Source organism: Clostridium tyrobutyricum, from assembly GCF_019144085.1.
GTDB classification, from domain to species: domain Bacteria; phylum Bacillota; class Clostridia; order Clostridiales; family Clostridiaceae; genus Clostridium_B; species Clostridium_B tyrobutyricum_A.
Window position 1 is genome coordinate 26,333 of record NZ_JAHHUY010000025.1, and the last position, 16,562, is coordinate 42,894.

15 protein-coding genes, 3 tRNA genes and 1 other annotated feature are annotated in these 16,562 nt (G+C 29.5%); of the genes, 3 read left to right on the plus strand and 15 right to left on the minus strand.

The features are described 5' to 3' along the window. Positions 1-22 precede the first annotated feature (22 nt). The 4 genes from KM800_RS11200 to KM800_RS11215 form a co-directional block, all read right to left on the minus strand. Positions 23-1,207: an SAM-dependent methyltransferase gene (locus KM800_RS11200; RefSeq protein ID WP_217813149.1), complete on the minus strand. Its 1,185-nt coding sequence runs from the start codon at positions 1,205-1,207 to the stop codon at positions 23-25. Positions 1,208-1,313: 106 nt separating this feature from the next. Then, a tRNA-Leu gene (locus KM800_RS11205) sits at positions 1,314-1,396 on the minus strand. A 35-nt stretch (positions 1,397-1,431) separates the two neighbouring features. After that, a tRNA-Lys gene (locus tag KM800_RS11210) sits at positions 1,432-1,507 on the minus strand. 6 nt (positions 1,508-1,513) lie between these two features. Next, positions 1,514-1,588 (minus strand) — tRNA-Gln (locus KM800_RS11215). Positions 1,589-1,745: 157 nt separating this feature from the next. On the opposite strand from KM800_RS11215, the gene KM800_RS11220 reads away from it, so the two are divergent. Then, a complete protein-coding gene (locus tag KM800_RS11220) occupies positions 1,746-2,432 on the plus strand; it encodes a radical SAM protein (RefSeq protein ID WP_217813150.1) in 687 nt (228 codons plus the stop codon). A gap of 19 nt (positions 2,433-2,451) precedes the next feature. Here the strand turns inward: KM800_RS11220 and KM800_RS11225 are convergent, their stop codons facing one another. Both KM800_RS11225 and rpsA read right to left on the minus strand, forming a co-directional pair. Then, positions 2,452-4,281 carry an EAL domain-containing protein gene (locus KM800_RS11225; protein WP_217813151.1) on the minus strand — a complete coding sequence of 610 codons (1,830 nt, stop codon included), beginning with the start codon at positions 4,279-4,281 and terminating at the stop codon, positions 2,452-2,454. A 36-nt stretch (positions 4,282-4,317) separates the two neighbouring features. Next, positions 4,318-5,490, minus strand: a complete 1,173-nt coding sequence (gene rpsA / locus KM800_RS11230; protein WP_217813152.1) for a 30S ribosomal protein S1 — start codon at positions 5,488-5,490, stop codon at positions 4,318-4,320. Positions 5,491-5,677: 187 nt separating this feature from the next. On the opposite strand from rpsA, the gene KM800_RS11235 reads away from it, so the two are divergent. Beyond that, on the plus strand, positions 5,678-6,625 hold the full coding sequence (locus tag KM800_RS11235; RefSeq protein WP_217813153.1) for an L-lactate dehydrogenase: 948 nt from the start codon (positions 5,678-5,680) through the stop codon (positions 6,623-6,625). 25 nt (positions 6,626-6,650) lie between these two features. On the opposite strand, the gene KM800_RS11240 is transcribed toward KM800_RS11235, so the two are convergent. The 8 genes from KM800_RS11240 to KM800_RS11275 form a co-directional block, all read right to left on the minus strand. Next, positions 6,651-7,622 carry a P1 family peptidase gene (locus KM800_RS11240; protein WP_217813154.1) on the minus strand — a complete coding sequence of 324 codons (972 nt, stop codon included), beginning with the start codon at positions 7,620-7,622 and terminating at the stop codon, positions 6,651-6,653. Between the two features lie 79 nt (positions 7,623-7,701). Further along, positions 7,702-8,292: an ECF transporter S component gene (locus KM800_RS11245; protein WP_217813155.1), complete on the minus strand. Its 591-nt coding sequence runs from the start codon at positions 8,290-8,292 to the stop codon at positions 7,702-7,704. Positions 8,293-8,443: 151 nt separating this feature from the next. Next, entirely contained in the window at positions 8,444-9,964 is a 1,521-nt protein-coding gene (locus KM800_RS11250; protein WP_217813156.1) for a hypothetical protein, read from the minus strand. A 77-nt stretch (positions 9,965-10,041) separates the two neighbouring features. Beyond that, the gene (locus tag KM800_RS11255; protein ID WP_217813157.1) at positions 10,042-10,236 is read right to left on the minus strand and encodes an alpha/beta-type small acid-soluble spore protein; all 195 of its coding nucleotides are present in this window, start codon (positions 10,234-10,236) and stop codon (positions 10,042-10,044) included. Between the two features lie 181 nt (positions 10,237-10,417). Then, entirely contained in the window at positions 10,418-10,939 is a 522-nt protein-coding gene (locus KM800_RS11260; protein ID WP_217813158.1) for a tryptophan transporter, read from the minus strand. 69 nt (positions 10,940-11,008) lie between these two features. After that, positions 11,009-11,246, minus strand: a binding site (T-box leader). A 17-nt stretch (positions 11,247-11,263) separates the two neighbouring features. Continuing rightward, the gene (locus KM800_RS11265; protein ID WP_217813159.1) at positions 11,264-11,707 is read right to left on the minus strand and encodes a CBS domain-containing protein; all 444 of its coding nucleotides are present in this window, start codon (positions 11,705-11,707) and stop codon (positions 11,264-11,266) included. 244 nt (positions 11,708-11,951) lie between these two features. Next, entirely contained in the window at positions 11,952-12,131 is a 180-nt protein-coding gene (locus KM800_RS11270) for a hypothetical protein (protein ID WP_017750951.1), read from the minus strand. A 147-nt stretch (positions 12,132-12,278) separates the two neighbouring features. Next, positions 12,279-12,674: an HNH endonuclease gene (locus KM800_RS11275; RefSeq protein WP_217813160.1), complete on the minus strand. Its 396-nt coding sequence runs from the start codon at positions 12,672-12,674 to the stop codon at positions 12,279-12,281. Positions 12,675-12,989: 315 nt separating this feature from the next. On the opposite strand from KM800_RS11275, the gene cls reads away from it, so the two are divergent. After that, positions 12,990-14,414, plus strand: coding sequence for a cardiolipin synthase (gene cls / locus KM800_RS11280; RefSeq protein WP_217813161.1), 1,425 nt, complete (start codon positions 12,990-12,992; stop codon positions 14,412-14,414). Between the two features lie 11 nt (positions 14,415-14,425). On the opposite strand, the gene KM800_RS11285 is transcribed toward cls, so the two are convergent. Continuing rightward, complete coding sequence (locus KM800_RS11285; RefSeq protein WP_254906546.1) at positions 14,426-16,402, minus strand: fructose-1,6-bisphosphatase; 1,977 nt, start codon at positions 16,400-16,402, stop codon at positions 14,426-14,428. Positions 16,403-16,562 lie beyond the last annotated feature (160 nt).

Sequence of the window (16,562 nt, forward strand, 5' to 3'; positions counted from 1 at the left end):
CAACCCTGATTTTACAATATATTTAGTCTTCATACAATTTTTTTCGTGTCATAGGTAATTCATTGTTCAATCCCTTGGTAAACAGAAATTGGTGAACATCCATTACTCCATAGTGGAATGATGCGGAACAAGCATTTAAATAGAGATCCCACATTCTTATAAATCTCTCGTCTTTAATTTTACTAACTTCGTCAAGAGCATTTTCAAAATTTTCAGACCATATCTTAAGCGTTTTATAATAATGAAGTCTTAAACTCTCAACATCCACAAGATGAAGATCATTATCAGCCATCAAACTTACAAGTTCCCTTATTGATGGAATATACCCACCCGGGAATATATATCTTTTTATCCATTCATTTACTTCTGATTCTGTTTGTGCAGTTATGCAGTGGAGAAGTGATACCCCACCCTGAACAAGCATGGAATTTACGCCTTCCATATAATAATGTAAATTTTTTCTTCCTACATGCTCAATCATTCCTACACTTACTATTCTATCAAATTTTTCTTTATCTTTTACCAATTCTCTGTAGTCTGATAATCTTACTTCTACTTTATCTTCTAAATTATTTTCCTTTATTCTCTGTTTAACTTTGCTATATTGTTCTTCACTTAAAGTTATACCGACAGCATTAACTCCATACTGTTTAGCAGCAGCTATTATAAGTTCGCCCCAACCGCATCCTATATCAAGAAGCCTTTGACCTTCTTTCAAATCCATTTTTTTCAATATATGATTTACCTTATTTATCTGTGCGTCATATAAAGAATCATTTTCATTTTTAAAATATGCACAGGAATAAGTCATAGTTTTATCCAACCAAAGACTATAAAAATCATTTCCTACATCATAGTGATATTGTATATCTTCTCTACTCTTCTTAATTGTATTTGGAATTACCTTGTATAATTTTGAAAATGCTCCAGCACTATGTAAAAAGCTTCCATTACTTTTATAAACGGATTCAATAATTTCTCTAATATTTCCTTTAAAATCAAGTGTTTTATCCATATATGATTCCCCAAGTGTTAAAAATGGGTCTCTTAAAATTTCCTTTTTAGGAATATGAGAATTGAATATAATTTCAAATTTAGGTTGTCCATCACCATAGTCTTCCTCAGTCCCATCCCAATATCTTACTTTAACAGGATCTGAAAATGCTCCCTTAAGAAATTTTCTATAAAATATTTTATCTAAATCCATTACTTTCTTCCTACCTTTCAACTAACATATTACTATCAAATAAAAATAAAGAATTAGATATATATCTAATTCTATTAAGCCAGTACAATTTAAAATTGTTAATAATTGGTGCAGGTGAAGGGAGTCGAACCCCCACGCCATAGGCGCTAGATCCTAAGTCTAGTGCGTCTGCCATTCCGCCACACCTGCATAAAAGTAAAATATAGCATTAATAACTAAAAATATGGTGGCTCACCGGGGAATTGAACCCCGGACAACATGATTAAAAGTCATGTGCTCTACCAACTGAGCTAGTGAACCAAAGTTTGGCTGGGATGGCAGGATTTGAACCTACGAATGATGGAGTCAAAGTCCATTGCCTTACCACTTGGCTACACCCCAAAATATTTTGTGTATCACACATTTATACATTTTACTCCAGGGTACATCTAAAGTCAACACATTTTTGAAAATTTTTTAGCTTAAATAGTAATATTAATGTAAAAGCATCAAATATGTAGTACTATATAAAGGAATGTATAAGGGAGGAATTAACTTTATGATCCGCTACAGTATCGTTGAATCTAAAAACAAAAGAGAAATTGTACTTTTAAAATCATCACCATGCATATGGGGAAAATGTTCCTTTTGTGATTACATAGATGATAATGATTCAGATATCAACAAGGATATTTATTTAAATAAAACTATATTAAAAAATATTACAGGAAAATACAACTCTCTAGAAGTAATAAACTCAGGAAGCTGTTTTGAATTGCCGAAAGAAACTTTAACCGATATAGAGTCTGTATCAGCTTCTAAAAATATAAAAAAACTATTTTTTGAAAGTCACTGGTTATATAGAAATAGACTTCATGAATTTGAGAATTTTTTTAACATTCCCATAATATTTAAATGTGGTATAGAATCCTTTGACAATAACTTTAGAAACAAGTTTTTAAATAAAGGAGCAATATTTTCCAGTCCCCAGGAAGTAGCAAAGTATTTTAAATCCATATGTCTTTTAGTAGGAATTAAAGGCCAGACAAAAGATATTGTAAAAAGAGATATTGAATACTTGCTTAAATACTTTGAATATGGATGCGTAAATGTATTTATAGAAAATTCCACAAATATAAAAAGAGATGAAAACTTAGTGAATTGGTTTTATGACAATTTTTCTTTTCTCCAAGATGAAAAAAATATAGAAGTCCTCTGGAATAATACTGACTTTGGTGTTGGTTAAACATTTAGAATTCCCTCATTTATCTCAATGAGGTGAATTCTAACATTTTTTCTGCCTCTTTACAAGGCATTGGCTTTCCAAAATAGTAACCCTGAATTTTATTACATCTTTTTTCTCTTAATGATATAAATTGTTCTTCATATTCCACTCCTTCTGCTACTACATCAAGTTTCATTATATGAGCAAGATTTATTATACTGTCTACTATTATATTTTCATAAGAGTATTTGCATATTCCATCTATAAAAGTTTTATCAATCTTAATAGTGTTTATAGGTAAACTTTTCAGATAATTCAGTGAAGAATAGCCACTTCCGAAATCATCCAGTGCAATTCTTATTCCCATTCTCTTCAATTCATCAATAACACTACAGCTTCTCTCAAGCGATTCCATTACTACACTTTCTGTTATTTCAAGTTCAATTAAATTGGTATCAACTCCCGTTTTCTTGACCACTCTCTTAATCATATCAACAAATCCATCTTTTCTGATTTGAACCGGTGAAACATTTATGGATATAAAATCATAATCATATCCTTTATTTTTCCACTGCATAATTTGAAAACATGCTTTTTCAAAAACCCATTCTCCTATAGATGTTATAATTCCCGTTTCTTCTGCCAATCCTATAAATTCCCCCGGCATAACCCAGCCCAATTTAGAACTGTTCCATCTAATAAGTGCTTCAAAACTAACTACTTTATTAGTAGCTACTTCTACCTGAGGTTGATAATATAATTCAAATTCTTCATTTCTTATGGCCTTTCTCAATTCCTTTTCCATTTCACTTTTAATCAATATTTCATCATACATGTAATTTTCAAACATTATGTAGGAATTCTTTCCGTTAGATTTAGCTTTGTTTAAGGCTATATCCGCATTTCTCATCATAACAGTTACATTCTTACCATCTTTTGGATATACCGTCATGCCTATACTTACTGATATTGGTACCTCAATATCATCCAAATTCCATACATCACATAATGAATTGAGCAAATGCTTGGCTTCCGAATGCAAATTGATTTTATGATTTTCTAATTTTTTAAGAATCAAGAACTCATTTCCGTAATTTCTAGAAACTATGTCATTGTTATACAGTTTCTTTATAGTATTACCTATTTTTTGCAAGAGCTTGTCTCCATATTTATAGCCAAGTATGTCATTTACATTTTTAAAATTTGATAGTTCTACATGGAATAATATAAAACTTCTTTCGGAATATAATTCAATACTCTTTTTCATTTCCGTTTTCAAGTAATTACAATTTCCCAATCCTGTAAGCTCATCGTAATATGCCATTTTAACCATATTATTATAATTTGATTCAAGTCTTTTTTTGCTTTCAAGCAATTCACTATATTTACCATATGTTCTTATGTTTTTATTGATAATATATGATATATTGCAAAAATACTCTATTATTTTTCCAATTACTTCTTTTGAAAAATAAGGTATATGTTTTACTACATCTACAAGATCATCTTGATGAGCCTTGAAATCACTAATTTCTCCGCTCAAATACTTTAAATTAAGTTTTTGATACAATATAGGAGAGGTAAACATTATAGCAACAGTATTATCATCCACATATATAGGAACTCCAAAATACATTAATCCACTTTTACTTTTAAAAATACCATATTTTCTGTTTTCTTTAATTTGTTTCACAATATTTTCATCATATTTTTTAAATCCAAAGTCCGTTAAAGGCCTAAACTCTGGATGCTTATAAAAAGTTTTTTCCCTATACTTTATCAAACATTTTATACCCATTAAACTATAAAAACTGTGAAGTAAAGTTTTAACTTCATATGAATCAATAACCTTTGAGAAATTAGATTCCATAATTTACACCAACTTTTATATATATTGTGAATAATCTCAATTCAATTTCAAATTTTTCAATTTTCCATTAAAAACTTCTCCTATAGAAAATCCTTCTTCGCTATTATTAGTATATTCACTATAATCTTCTTTAGAAGTATTTTCTGCATCCTTTATACTTAAAGATATTTTCTTTGCATTAGAATCTATGCTTAATATTTTTACATTTACATTATTTCCAACTTGAAGTACATCTTCAGGTTTTGCAATATGTTCATCTGATATTTCAGAAACATGCACTAAGCCCTCTACCCCCGGTTCAATTTGTACAAAAGCCCCTATATTTATAATTTTTACGATCTTTCCCTTTATAATGTCGTCCATTTTATACTTTTTATCAATATTATCCCATGGATTAGGGGTTATATCTTTTAGGGAGAGTGAAATTCTGGATTTTCCTCTGTCTATATCCAATATATACACTTCTACTTCATCTCCAATGGAAACTACATCCGAAGGATTTTTTACTCTTTCCCACGAAAGCTCCGATATATGTATCAAGCCTTCTACTCCGCCTAAATCTACAAAAGCTCCAAATTTCATCAATTTAGTTACTTTCCCCTTTACCTTATCACCAGGCTTGATTTTATTCAAAGTATCATTTTTCTTTTCTTCAAGTTCAACTTCTTCTACCTTTTTTCGTGACAAAACTATATTATTTTTTGCTTCATTTATGTCTATTATTCTTACTTCTAGTTTTCTATCTACAAATTCATTTAAATTTTCTACATACTTTACAGAAAGTTGAGATTTTGGTATAAATCCTCTAATTTCACCTAAGTAAGCTGCAACTCCTCCTTTTACTACTTCTTTTATCTTACATTCAACATTCTCTTCATTTTCAAATGCATTTTTTAAATTATTCCAATGTATTTTTTTGTCAGCCCTTATTTTTGATAAAATCAGAAGTCCCTCTTTATCATTAATTTTTTCTATATAAACGTCAATTTCATCACCTGGTTTAAACATTTCAGCCGGCTTCAAATTTTCCTTAGATATATCTTTTTTATTTAGTATACCATCATACATATATCCTATGTTTACAATTACATTCTCATCTGATATGGAAATCACTTTTCCAGAAACTATCTCTCCAATTTTAATATTGTCCATAGTTGAATTTATTCCATTGATATATTTATTCATTAGATTTTCTTCATTATTGGTCATTATTACACTCCTTGTCATTATTATGTTATACCTTAATTTTATCACAAATATGGATTATAAAATAGATGCTATTAATTATTGATATTGTTTCCATTTATTATATAAAGTATAATAAAGAATAATATTTATATAATTGGTAAAAATTCTATTAGTACGGACTGAAATTTATAATGGAGGTAATTACTTTATGAAAATTAGAGGTATAAAAATATCCATAATTGGTGCTGGTTTTGTAGGTTCGACTACTGCTTTCTCAATTATGAGTTCTGGCTTGGCTTCAGAAATAGTAATCGTAGATGTAAATAAAGATAAGGCTGAAGGAGAAGCAATGGATCTAGCTCACGGAGTGTCATTTGTAAAACCTGTTGATATAAAATCTGGCGATTACAAGGATACAGAAGAATCGAATATTGTTATAATAACAGCAGGTTCCGGTCAAAAACCTGGTGAAAGCAGATTGGATTTAATTAATAGAAATTATTCTATCTTTAAATCCATAGTACCTGAAGTTGTAAAATACAGCCCTAAATCTATACTTTTGGTAGTTTCAAATCCCGTGGATATACTAACTTACATAACCTATAAATTATCTGGATTTCCACCTGAAAGAATAATAGGTTCTGGTACCGTTCTAGACACCTCAAGACTCAGATATATGATAAGTGAAAATTTCAATATAGATGCAAGAAATATTCATAGCTATATAATAGGAGAACATGGAGATTCTGAAATAGCTACATGGAGTTCTACTTCTATTGCCGGAATACCTCTAGAACAATATTGCAATTTGATGGATACCAGTTGCGATTCGGATTATCAGGATAGGATAATAAATAATGTAAGAAATGCAGCTTATGAGGTAATAGAACGAAAGGGATCAACTTATTTTGCTGTTGCTCTAGCCGTTAGACGAATTGTAGAAGCACTGTCAAGAGATGAAAATTCAATAATGACAGTTTCTGCACTATTTAGTGGTGAATACGATATAGATAATGTTTACATGGGCCTTCCTGCAGTAATAGGATCTGAAGGAATTCAAAAAACCCTCCGTGTTCCACTAAACAGTGCAGAAAAAACAGCTTTGCAAACTTCAGCTGATACACTAAAAGATATAATTGAAAAGTTAAATATTTAAAAGTTGACAGTAAAATCAATTACTGTCAACTTTGAGTTGCCAATTCTTTATATGATTTATGACCTGAAATTGACTCCGCACTTTTTACAGCTCTTATAATGGCCTTTTCCATTACTTCAGCAGCTAGAAATCCGACTGTACTTATATCTGCATCTACTTCATCTGTAGCCATGGTGAATATGGTATCTCCATCAAATACTGAATGTGCAGGCCTCATAGTTCTGCCATATCCATTATGCGCCATGGATGCAATTTTATTCATCTCTGATTTGTTAAATTTTCCATTAGTTATTACGGTTCCAATGGTAGTATTTCCACTAAATAAATTTCTCTTTTCATTATATCTATTCAACATTATTTGCTGGGTATTTGCAAAAGATCTGCCATCTTCTTTCAATGCCCCTGCTATTATTTTTCCGTTTTTGGGATCTATTATATCCCCAAGGCAATTAACTGCAACAACTGCACCTATTTTTAAATCTCCTACCTGGACAGCATAGGTTCCCAAACCACCTTTCATTGAATGTTCGAGTCCGAGTATCTTGCCTATAGTAGCACCTGTTCCAGCTCCTATATTTCCATTTTTACACACATTTATTTCTGAATTCTTACATGCTTCATAACCCATTGATTTGTCGGGCCTTATCCTATAATCTCCTACCACGAGATCAAATAGTACCGCGCTACATACTATAGGTACCTTGGTAACAGTTACGTCAAATCCCACGTTCTTTTCTTCCAAATATTTCATAACGCCACCTGCTGCATCCAATCCAAATGCACTTCCTCCAGAAAGTATTACAGCATGGATTCTATCTACAAAATTTACCGGATCCAATAAATCCGTTTCACGAGTACCTGGAGATCCTCCTCTAACATCCACTCCTGCAGTTGCACCATCCTTGCAAATTATAACGGTACATCCCGTTTGTCCTTTTAGACTTTGTGCATTTCCTATATTTATTCCATCTATTTCATTAAGTAAAATTTCTTTCATATATATAACCTCATATTTTCCTTTATTAATAATTAAAACTCCAAGCAAAAAACAACGCTTAGAGTTTTATATTTCATAATCACCTACGTCTAATTCTAGTAACAGCACTTACAACGGCAGTAGTAATTATTACAGAAAGTATAGCTTCTGGTATTCCATTTATTGCTCCTACTGTTATAATGCCTTTCTTTGCTGCGGATACACTTATGTTTAAAGCTTTTGCATAGGGTGTTACATAAATAACAAATATGAATCCCAAAACCCCAACAGTATTTATAATTGATCCTATTGCAGCAGCTATTGGAATAGAAACAGATTTTTTTCTCTTCTTTATTAAGTAATATACATAATAGGATGCTATGCCAATACATATTCGCGGTAAAACAGATACTATTGGATTCATAAATACAAATGAAATAGGTGTTGGACTTGTAATAGACTGAATTATACTAAACACTCCAAATATCAATCCAACTAATGCTCCAACCAGTGGTCCTTCTAAAATTGCTCCTATTATAACCGGTATATGCATTATAGTAGCTTTAACAGGTGGAATTGGTATAAATCCAAGTCCAGTTACCCCAAGCACAATAGAAATTGCAGACAACATACCTATTACCGTCAACTGTTTAACAGTTAATTTAGGCCAAAATTTTATTTGTTTTTCCATAATTCTCTCCGCTGTTATTCCCCGTAAGGATATAACTCGGAACCTCCTTTTTTATAATTAGTTCAGTTTATTAGATACCGACAATTTTATTCTATCATATTTAAGTATATTTTCAATATACTTAGTTAAAAAAAACACAATATGCCAATTATCAATCTCTTATTATGGGAAAACCTTCTCTGAAAAATTCTTGTGGATACAATAAATCTACTACTTTTTCTTTACTGCATTTACCCTTATCCATAAATATGTCTGGTATACCCTTAAGTGATATCCTCACATTATCAATATTGAATATATCACATATATTTTTAATACACTCTACTTTAGAACTATCTTTATTTGCATTTAAATACTCTGATATATTTTGTCCTGTCAGCCAGCTTTCTCCTCCACAATAATCAGAATCATAATTTATCAATGAACATTTTAAATTTTTTTTATCATTTCCGGATATAGATGACATAAAAAAAGTTTTTACCATTATATCATCTATAGGTAGACTGTATCCTGCAAATACTATGTGTTTAGCATGCTTTATAATAAGTCCCATTTCAGTTTTAATTTCTCTAAGACAGGAAACTCTTTTATTATTAGCCAATGTTTGCATTATAATGGGCATGTCATAGGGATATGTTATTTGTCCACAATAAGGGCATTCTATCGAACCTCTTTCATAAGTTTTTTCTTTAGAAGTTCTATACTGCCAGCCAGTTTGAAGATCTTTTAAAAGTGATGGTCCAAATATATTGGTTGACATTTTATTACAGCTGTTAGATAAATTTATTATATACTTGCCACATTCCGGGCAAACTCTAGAGCCAAACATTCCATGAGGGAACAATATTTTTCCCATACGAATTATTCGAGATGGATAATTATAGTCATTTATTCCTTTACACTGGGATTCATCCACTGTATATTTTATTTCCGATTCACTATAATTTGATCCAATAAATGCTGTTTGTATTCCAAAATCCTCATATAATTTTAAACTCAAACCATCTTTTAATTTTATATTTTTTTTATTTATTTCTCTATTTGTATTACACAAATTCCACAATAAAACTGGATCCCAATTAAAAGAAATTATTGCATAAGAATATAGATAAAATCTTCTGCTATCTCTCTTATATCCTCTTCTTTCAAATTCTTTCCCCTCTTCCACCATAAGTTCAGTTAAAGTTTTAGATAATTCATAATACGGACTTATATTCTGTCTGTCAAAATATCCAGGTTTACTTTGTACACTTATTCTTTCTAATTCTTCAATAATAAGGATAAGGCATCTCTTTGCAGCCTGTATTCTTTCTACTCTCAAAAAATGATTATTACCATTTAAAAATGCATTGTATCCCATATTATTTTCTATAAGTTGATCCATCATAGTAAATAATTCATGCATATCAAGTTTGGCATTTGTTTTTATTATAATCTTCAAAGCTTTTATATCATATATTTTTGAAAGTCTTTTATCATTAATTAGATCATAATTTATCAGTTTTTTAAATGCATTTATCAATTTCTCATCTTTACCATGTAAAAAAGAAAAATCATCTTTAGTTATTTTTAAAATTAATTCTATCAATTGTTTAGTTCCATGAAGGCCTAAATATTTTGTAGCTCCGGCACCCCAAAGTACAATAGTTTCGGGCCAATACTTTTCTGGCATACAACTATCCCCTCTGAATTTGTTATTTTTAACAAAAGACTAGATGAATCAAATCATCCAGTCTTTTATTTCAACTATTATTTTAAATTATTTTCATATGCTTCTATCATCTTTTTAACCATCTGGCCACCTATGGAACCAGCTTCTCTGGAGGTTATATCTCCATTATAGCCATCTTTTAAAGTTACTCCAACTTCTCTTGCCGCTTCTGTCTTAAATCTATCCAAACCTGGCTTTGCTTCTGGAACTAATACCCTATTTCTTCTTGACATAATTAATTCCTCCTTGTTTCAACAATTTTTTTGATTAAAGCATTTTATGTTTTGTGTACTTAAAGTTTGTGCATTTTTTAAATTTATAAACTATAAAATTAATTGAAATCAAGAAAATTTTTGCATGAATATACATAAAAAAACTTTCCCTACTTGCAAAACAAGGAAAGTTTTAAATTATTTAAATTTGTTTAATAGCTCCTCTTTTTAATGCTACATTTATTATGTTGAACAATATTACAGCTACTATAGTATTTATAACTGCAGCTGGTAATACTACTGTTACAAACATTACATTAAATCCAGAAGCAAGACCTACTGTAATTAGAATAATTGTCAAAAATATAGATCCACTTACTATAGTTCCCAATGCTGTAGTCAATGCTATATTTATTTGATTGTTTACTCTATCTCTAAGTGGTTTTAAAAATAAGAACATAACATTTACTGTTATAAATTTATCTATTACATTGGCATACTGTCCACCTGGTATAGTTGTAGTTGCTGCTGCCAATAATCCGGCCACTATACCAGCGCAAAGGCAAACTTTGTAATTTTTATTAAGTATAACTATTATAAAAAGCATAGCCAAAGATATATCCGGTTTCATTCCAAGTAAAAGTGGTGGTGCTATCTGATGTAATATTGCACCTATAGCAAGTAATATAGAGTTTATAATCATCTTTTTTAAATTCATGAACAACACTCTCCTAAAATTAAAATATAATTTCAAATATTAATAAAATATAAAAAATAAAAACCCATCCTAAAAAATTAGGACGGGATAATCCGCGGTACCACCTAAGTTGTGCCATAAAAGCACCTCTTAATCTAAAACACTAACATGTTCCGTCCATTATAACGTATGGATTACGGTAACTACTACTCTCCAAAGATTTCGCTTTACTCCTAAAAGGCCCATTCACTATTCATTATTGTGCTTAGATTACACCATTCTAAACTCTCTTTAACTAAACTAAATAGTTACTCTTCCCTATCAAAGGATATTTATAATATTATTATAATATCATTTAATTTTAATATTGTCAATACAATTATTTTTTTGATTTTTAAACATTTCTTCATAGCAATAATTTATTATATCGCTTCTTTTTATAATCCCTATAAATATATCATTATCATCTACTACAGGTACAAAGTTCTGATTTACTGCAATTGATATTAAATCCTTCATATCCGAATTAATGCTAACTGGTTTATTATTCATATGTCTTGGTATATCTTTCAAAATTACCTTACTTGTATTTTTAAAATTCAGATCAGGAGTATTTTTAAGTTTCCAAAGTAAATCACCCTCTGTAAGAGTTCCTACGTATCTTCCAGATTTATCTATTAATGGAATTGCCGTATACCTATGTTCTTCCATTCTCTCCAATGCCTGTCTCATAGTAGAATTCGGAGTTTCACAGACAACATCTTTTTTCGGTGTAATAAAAAACGCTATATTCAAAGTATCATTCTCCTCAATATTTTGTTTCGTATTTGTAGAACAAATATGCTCCACAAATACATTTTTGCTTATATTATAAGCAATATATAATTATTGGTATCCATTGGAACTGTAAGTATTAAAAGTAAAAATCAACACAGCCTCAAATTTAGGGAAGCAAACACTTCCCTAAATTTTAAAAACCTTTTTTTAATTTTAATATGAACAATGGAGGTATTCAAAATTAAACCAGAGATTTCAGATACTATCTAGAACATTCAGCCTCAACTTGTAGTAACTTCTTTAATACATCCTCTATATTATTTTCTAATTTTTCATCTATTTTTGTACCACCCTCGGATACAGAATTTACTGCAATCTTTAACCCCTTTGTTATATTGCTTATTTCCTCCAATGTTAGTAACATGAGTATGTTCTCCTTCATATTAAACAGCCCCCTTTACCTAACTATAAATTTTTTATTAATTTAAATAAAAATATTGACTTGCAATAAATGACAAGTGTTAAGTCTACCTCACTTGTCATCTGCATAAGTCATATATTCAATCAATATTATATTTTCAAAAAACTATTAACATCTTGCTATAAAATCATAATATTCTTCAAGCATATATTGTGTGTATTTCTTTCTTCCCATTAATCTGAATATTACATCTACACTTTTGTATCCTTCTTTATATAATTTATATTCTCTTAGAAGTTTTTTTAGCATACCTTTATTTATTTGAATCAATTTAACCAATTCATCTAAAGTATAAAATTCCTTATATAATAATTTTTCAAGTTTATATTGTAATTCAAGCTTATACTCCAAATCAATCTTTCTACTCTTATGTGGTCCATTCTTTCCCCTATGATGTTCTGAACAAAGATATTTGAAATTTAATGGAAAATCAACTCCTCCTTGACTTCTATAAACTATATGATGTTTATCAGCTAGTTTACCACAAATCTCGCATTTGAACAATAGCTTACCTCCTAAAAATTTTAAGATATTAAATTATATAGAGATATTATCTTTTGTAAGTATCACTTGTCCACTTACTTGTAATTAATTTAAATACATTATATCATAACTTAAAATTTATTTCACATATAAATATTGTATTTTAAGTCCATAATATAAGTATTTTACAGAATATTAATTGTTATCTAAAATATAACTATCAGAGAGTATATTTTAATCATTATTTCAAATCTTATATCTAAAATCAAATTTATACAATATAATATAATAAACATCTAAAACAACAAAATACACTTTAACGTTAGGATGAAAATCATGAAAAATATTCTATTTTTAATATTTGAAATCAATATATTAGTTTCAATTATAGTTATAATGCTTGAAAGAAAAAATCCTGAAAAAACCATTGCCTGGCTGGCTATTTTTATACTTCTTCCACCTTTTGGACTAATCGCCTACATATTTTTGGGAAGAAACTGGAAAAAGAATAAACTTAATAATGAAACAAATATTAAAATCGAAAAATTAATAAATGAAGCAATTAAAAAATTAGAAGATGACACCTACAAGCCTTTAATAGAACTTCTGTCTAAAAATAGTGAATCACCACTTTTTACAAATAACAATATAAAAATATTTAAAGATGGTGTGGAAAAATTTACATATTTGGAAGAAGAACTTTCAAAAGCAAATCATCATATTCATATGGAATATTTTATTATGAAAGATGATATAATAGGCAACAAAATAAAAAATCTTTTAATTAAAAAATCTCATGAAGGTGTTGTTGTAAGAATAATACTCGACAGAGTTGGATGTATAAAATTAAAGAAGGAATTCATACAGGAATTAAAAGATGCTGGAGTAACAGTAGTACAATATTCTTATTTTCTAGCACCTCTTTTAAAACACATAAATACACAAATAAACTACAGGAATCATAGAAAAATAGTAGTTATAGATGGTAAAGTAGGCTTTGTAGGTGGTGTAAATATCGGTGATGAATATCTTGGAAATAGCAACTTTGGCTATTGGCGAGACACTCATATTATGGTAAAGGGAGATTTTGTATTCGGTCTTCAAGCTGTATTTTTAGATGATTTTACTACTATAAAAAATGCAAATAGAGATTATTTCTTCTATAGTGGAAACTTTGAAGAGTTTTTTCCAAAAACATCAAATATAAATAATAAATTAATGCAGCTTGTAAAAAGCGGTCCCGATTCTGAATTTCCATCTATTGAACAGGCAATTTTCAAAATGATAGGCATGGCTAAAGATCATATATATATAACCACTCCATATTTCATTCCCACACAAAGTATATTGAATTCTATAAAGATAGCATCATTAAGTGGTATAGACGTTCGTATACTGTTTCCTGGAAGATATGATCACATATTAGTTTACTATGCTTCCAGGACTTATTTGGAAGAATTGGTGAAAAGCAATGTTAAAATATATTTTTATGATAAAAACTCTTTCATACATGCAAAGACCGTTTCTATAGATGGGAATTTGTGTACTATAGGTACTGCTAATATGGATATACGAAGTTTCGAACTAAATTATGAAATAAATGCTGTTATATATGACCGGGATACTACAGAAGAATTAGAAAATTTATTCTTTCAAGATCTACTGAAGAGCAAAAGGGTAACAGAAGAATATTTTATTGGTCTGTCCCCTTTCATAAAGGCCTTCGAGGCTTTCTGCAGAATGTTTTCAGCACTGCTTTAACTCAATAACTGTTATACCTGCTCTTTTATATATCCTTTTCTATATGCAATTAGCAGTGTCTCTAAATCCAATACCTGTTTTTTAAGTTCAATACCAATGTCAGTATCTCCTACACTTTTTCGCTTTGCTGCCTGCTCCAATATTATAGTTGATGATATAATATCTTTATCATTTTCAACAGCATCTTTAATAGATGTGAATGGCTCATGTGAAGTCAGCAGGAATCCATATGAATTATATATAAGTGTATATCCTGCAATTCCAGTTTCAGGTTGATATGCTTTACAAAATCCCCCATCAATTACAAGCAACTTACCATTTGCTTTTACAGGGCTTTCACCATTTTTGGTTTTTACAGGTATGTGACCATTTATAATATGTGAACCCCTAACTTTGAGATTAAATTCCTTAAGTATATTTTCGCATACTTTTTCATCGTCCCTATATTTGTAATAATAAATTTTTTCTTCATGATGGGTACTTTTGTCATATATAAAATATCTTTCAAAAGTTGTCATTTTCATTTTTCCAAATAGTGGCGAATTTTCGCCGCACCACATATACCACATCATATCCATACTATATTTTTTATTTCTAATATTGTTCTTGAGAAAATATGCTTCCCTTGCCAATTTATCATATCTATCTAAAAGTCTTCTTCCACTGTAAATAAATTTTCCGATTTTGACTTTTTTAAAACTTCCATCTTCATTTAAAGGTATACATCCATGATACATTACATTTGAATTGTATACTAGATACATGCTTCCATTATTATATAAAAATTTAATATGTCTTTGAAGTTTTTCACTGTTTACAAAAGATTTGGTCAATCTTTTTATAATATATTTTTCCGTGTCTGTAAGTTTATATGGATCATTCCAATCTACAGTTGGAAAATTAATGTCATTTAGCTTGTACATTTTTCCATGAATATCTATTTGTTTTTTATTTATATCTATTTTATCTAAAAGCATTCTGTCATTCATCTGAAACTCCGGATGATTCTTTATTATATTTCCTTCCAGTTTAAACTGTATTATAGATATTGATTTGTGCATTTTTGCAAAAAGTTCTAAATCACTTTTATTTATATCTTTATCTAGTGTTTTTGGACTAAACTCACTACATGGATCATCATCATAAGTATCCATGGCAAATGTAGCAAGGGGAAGTAAGTTTATTCCATAGCCATCTTCAACAGTAATTAAATTAGCATATCTCAATGATATTCTCAATACATTTGCTACACAAGCTTCACAACCAGATGCAGCCCCCATCCATAGAATATCATGATTACCCCATTGAATATCTACAGAATGATGTTTCATTAAAGCATCAATTATTATTTCAGCACCAGGTCCTCTGTCATATATATCTCCTATAATATGCAGTCTGTCTACTGATAAATACTGGATAACTTTAGAGATAGCTATAATGAACTTATCTGCCCTTCCTATTCTAACTATCGTCTTTATTATTTCTCTATAGTATGCCTTTTTATCTATTTTATCACCTTGTTCATGTAAAAGTTCTTCTATTATATATGCAAAATCTTTAGGAAGAGCCTTTCTTACCTTTGAACGTGTATATTTGGAACAAATATTTTTGCAAAGCTGTACAAGCTGATATAGAGTTACTGAATACCATTCATCCAAATTATAATTCTTACTTTGAATAATTTTAAGTTTTTCCTCAGGATAATATACAATAGTTGAAAGTTCTGCCTTTTCTTTTTGCGTAAGAGTATCTAAAAATACATCGTCTATTTTTCTTTTTATTACTCCTGAAGCATTTCTCAACATATGAGTAAAAGATTCATATTCTCCATGTATATCACTTATAAAGTGTTCCGTAGCCTTTGGCAAATTAAGTATTGCCTGAAGATTTATAATCTCAGTACTTGCACTGGATATTGTTGGGTACTCCTTAGAAAGGAGTTTTAAATAACGTAAATCCTTTTCAATCAAGCTATCTTTTATTTCCATAATGCAGTTCTCCCTGTGTAAATTTATTTAATATTTATGCTATACTAATATAATTATAATATATTATTTTTACATTGTATACTCTGAATTTTACAATTAGTATAACTTAATTAAATGAATAATTTTCTGTACTTCATAATATATAAGTATACCCGTTGAA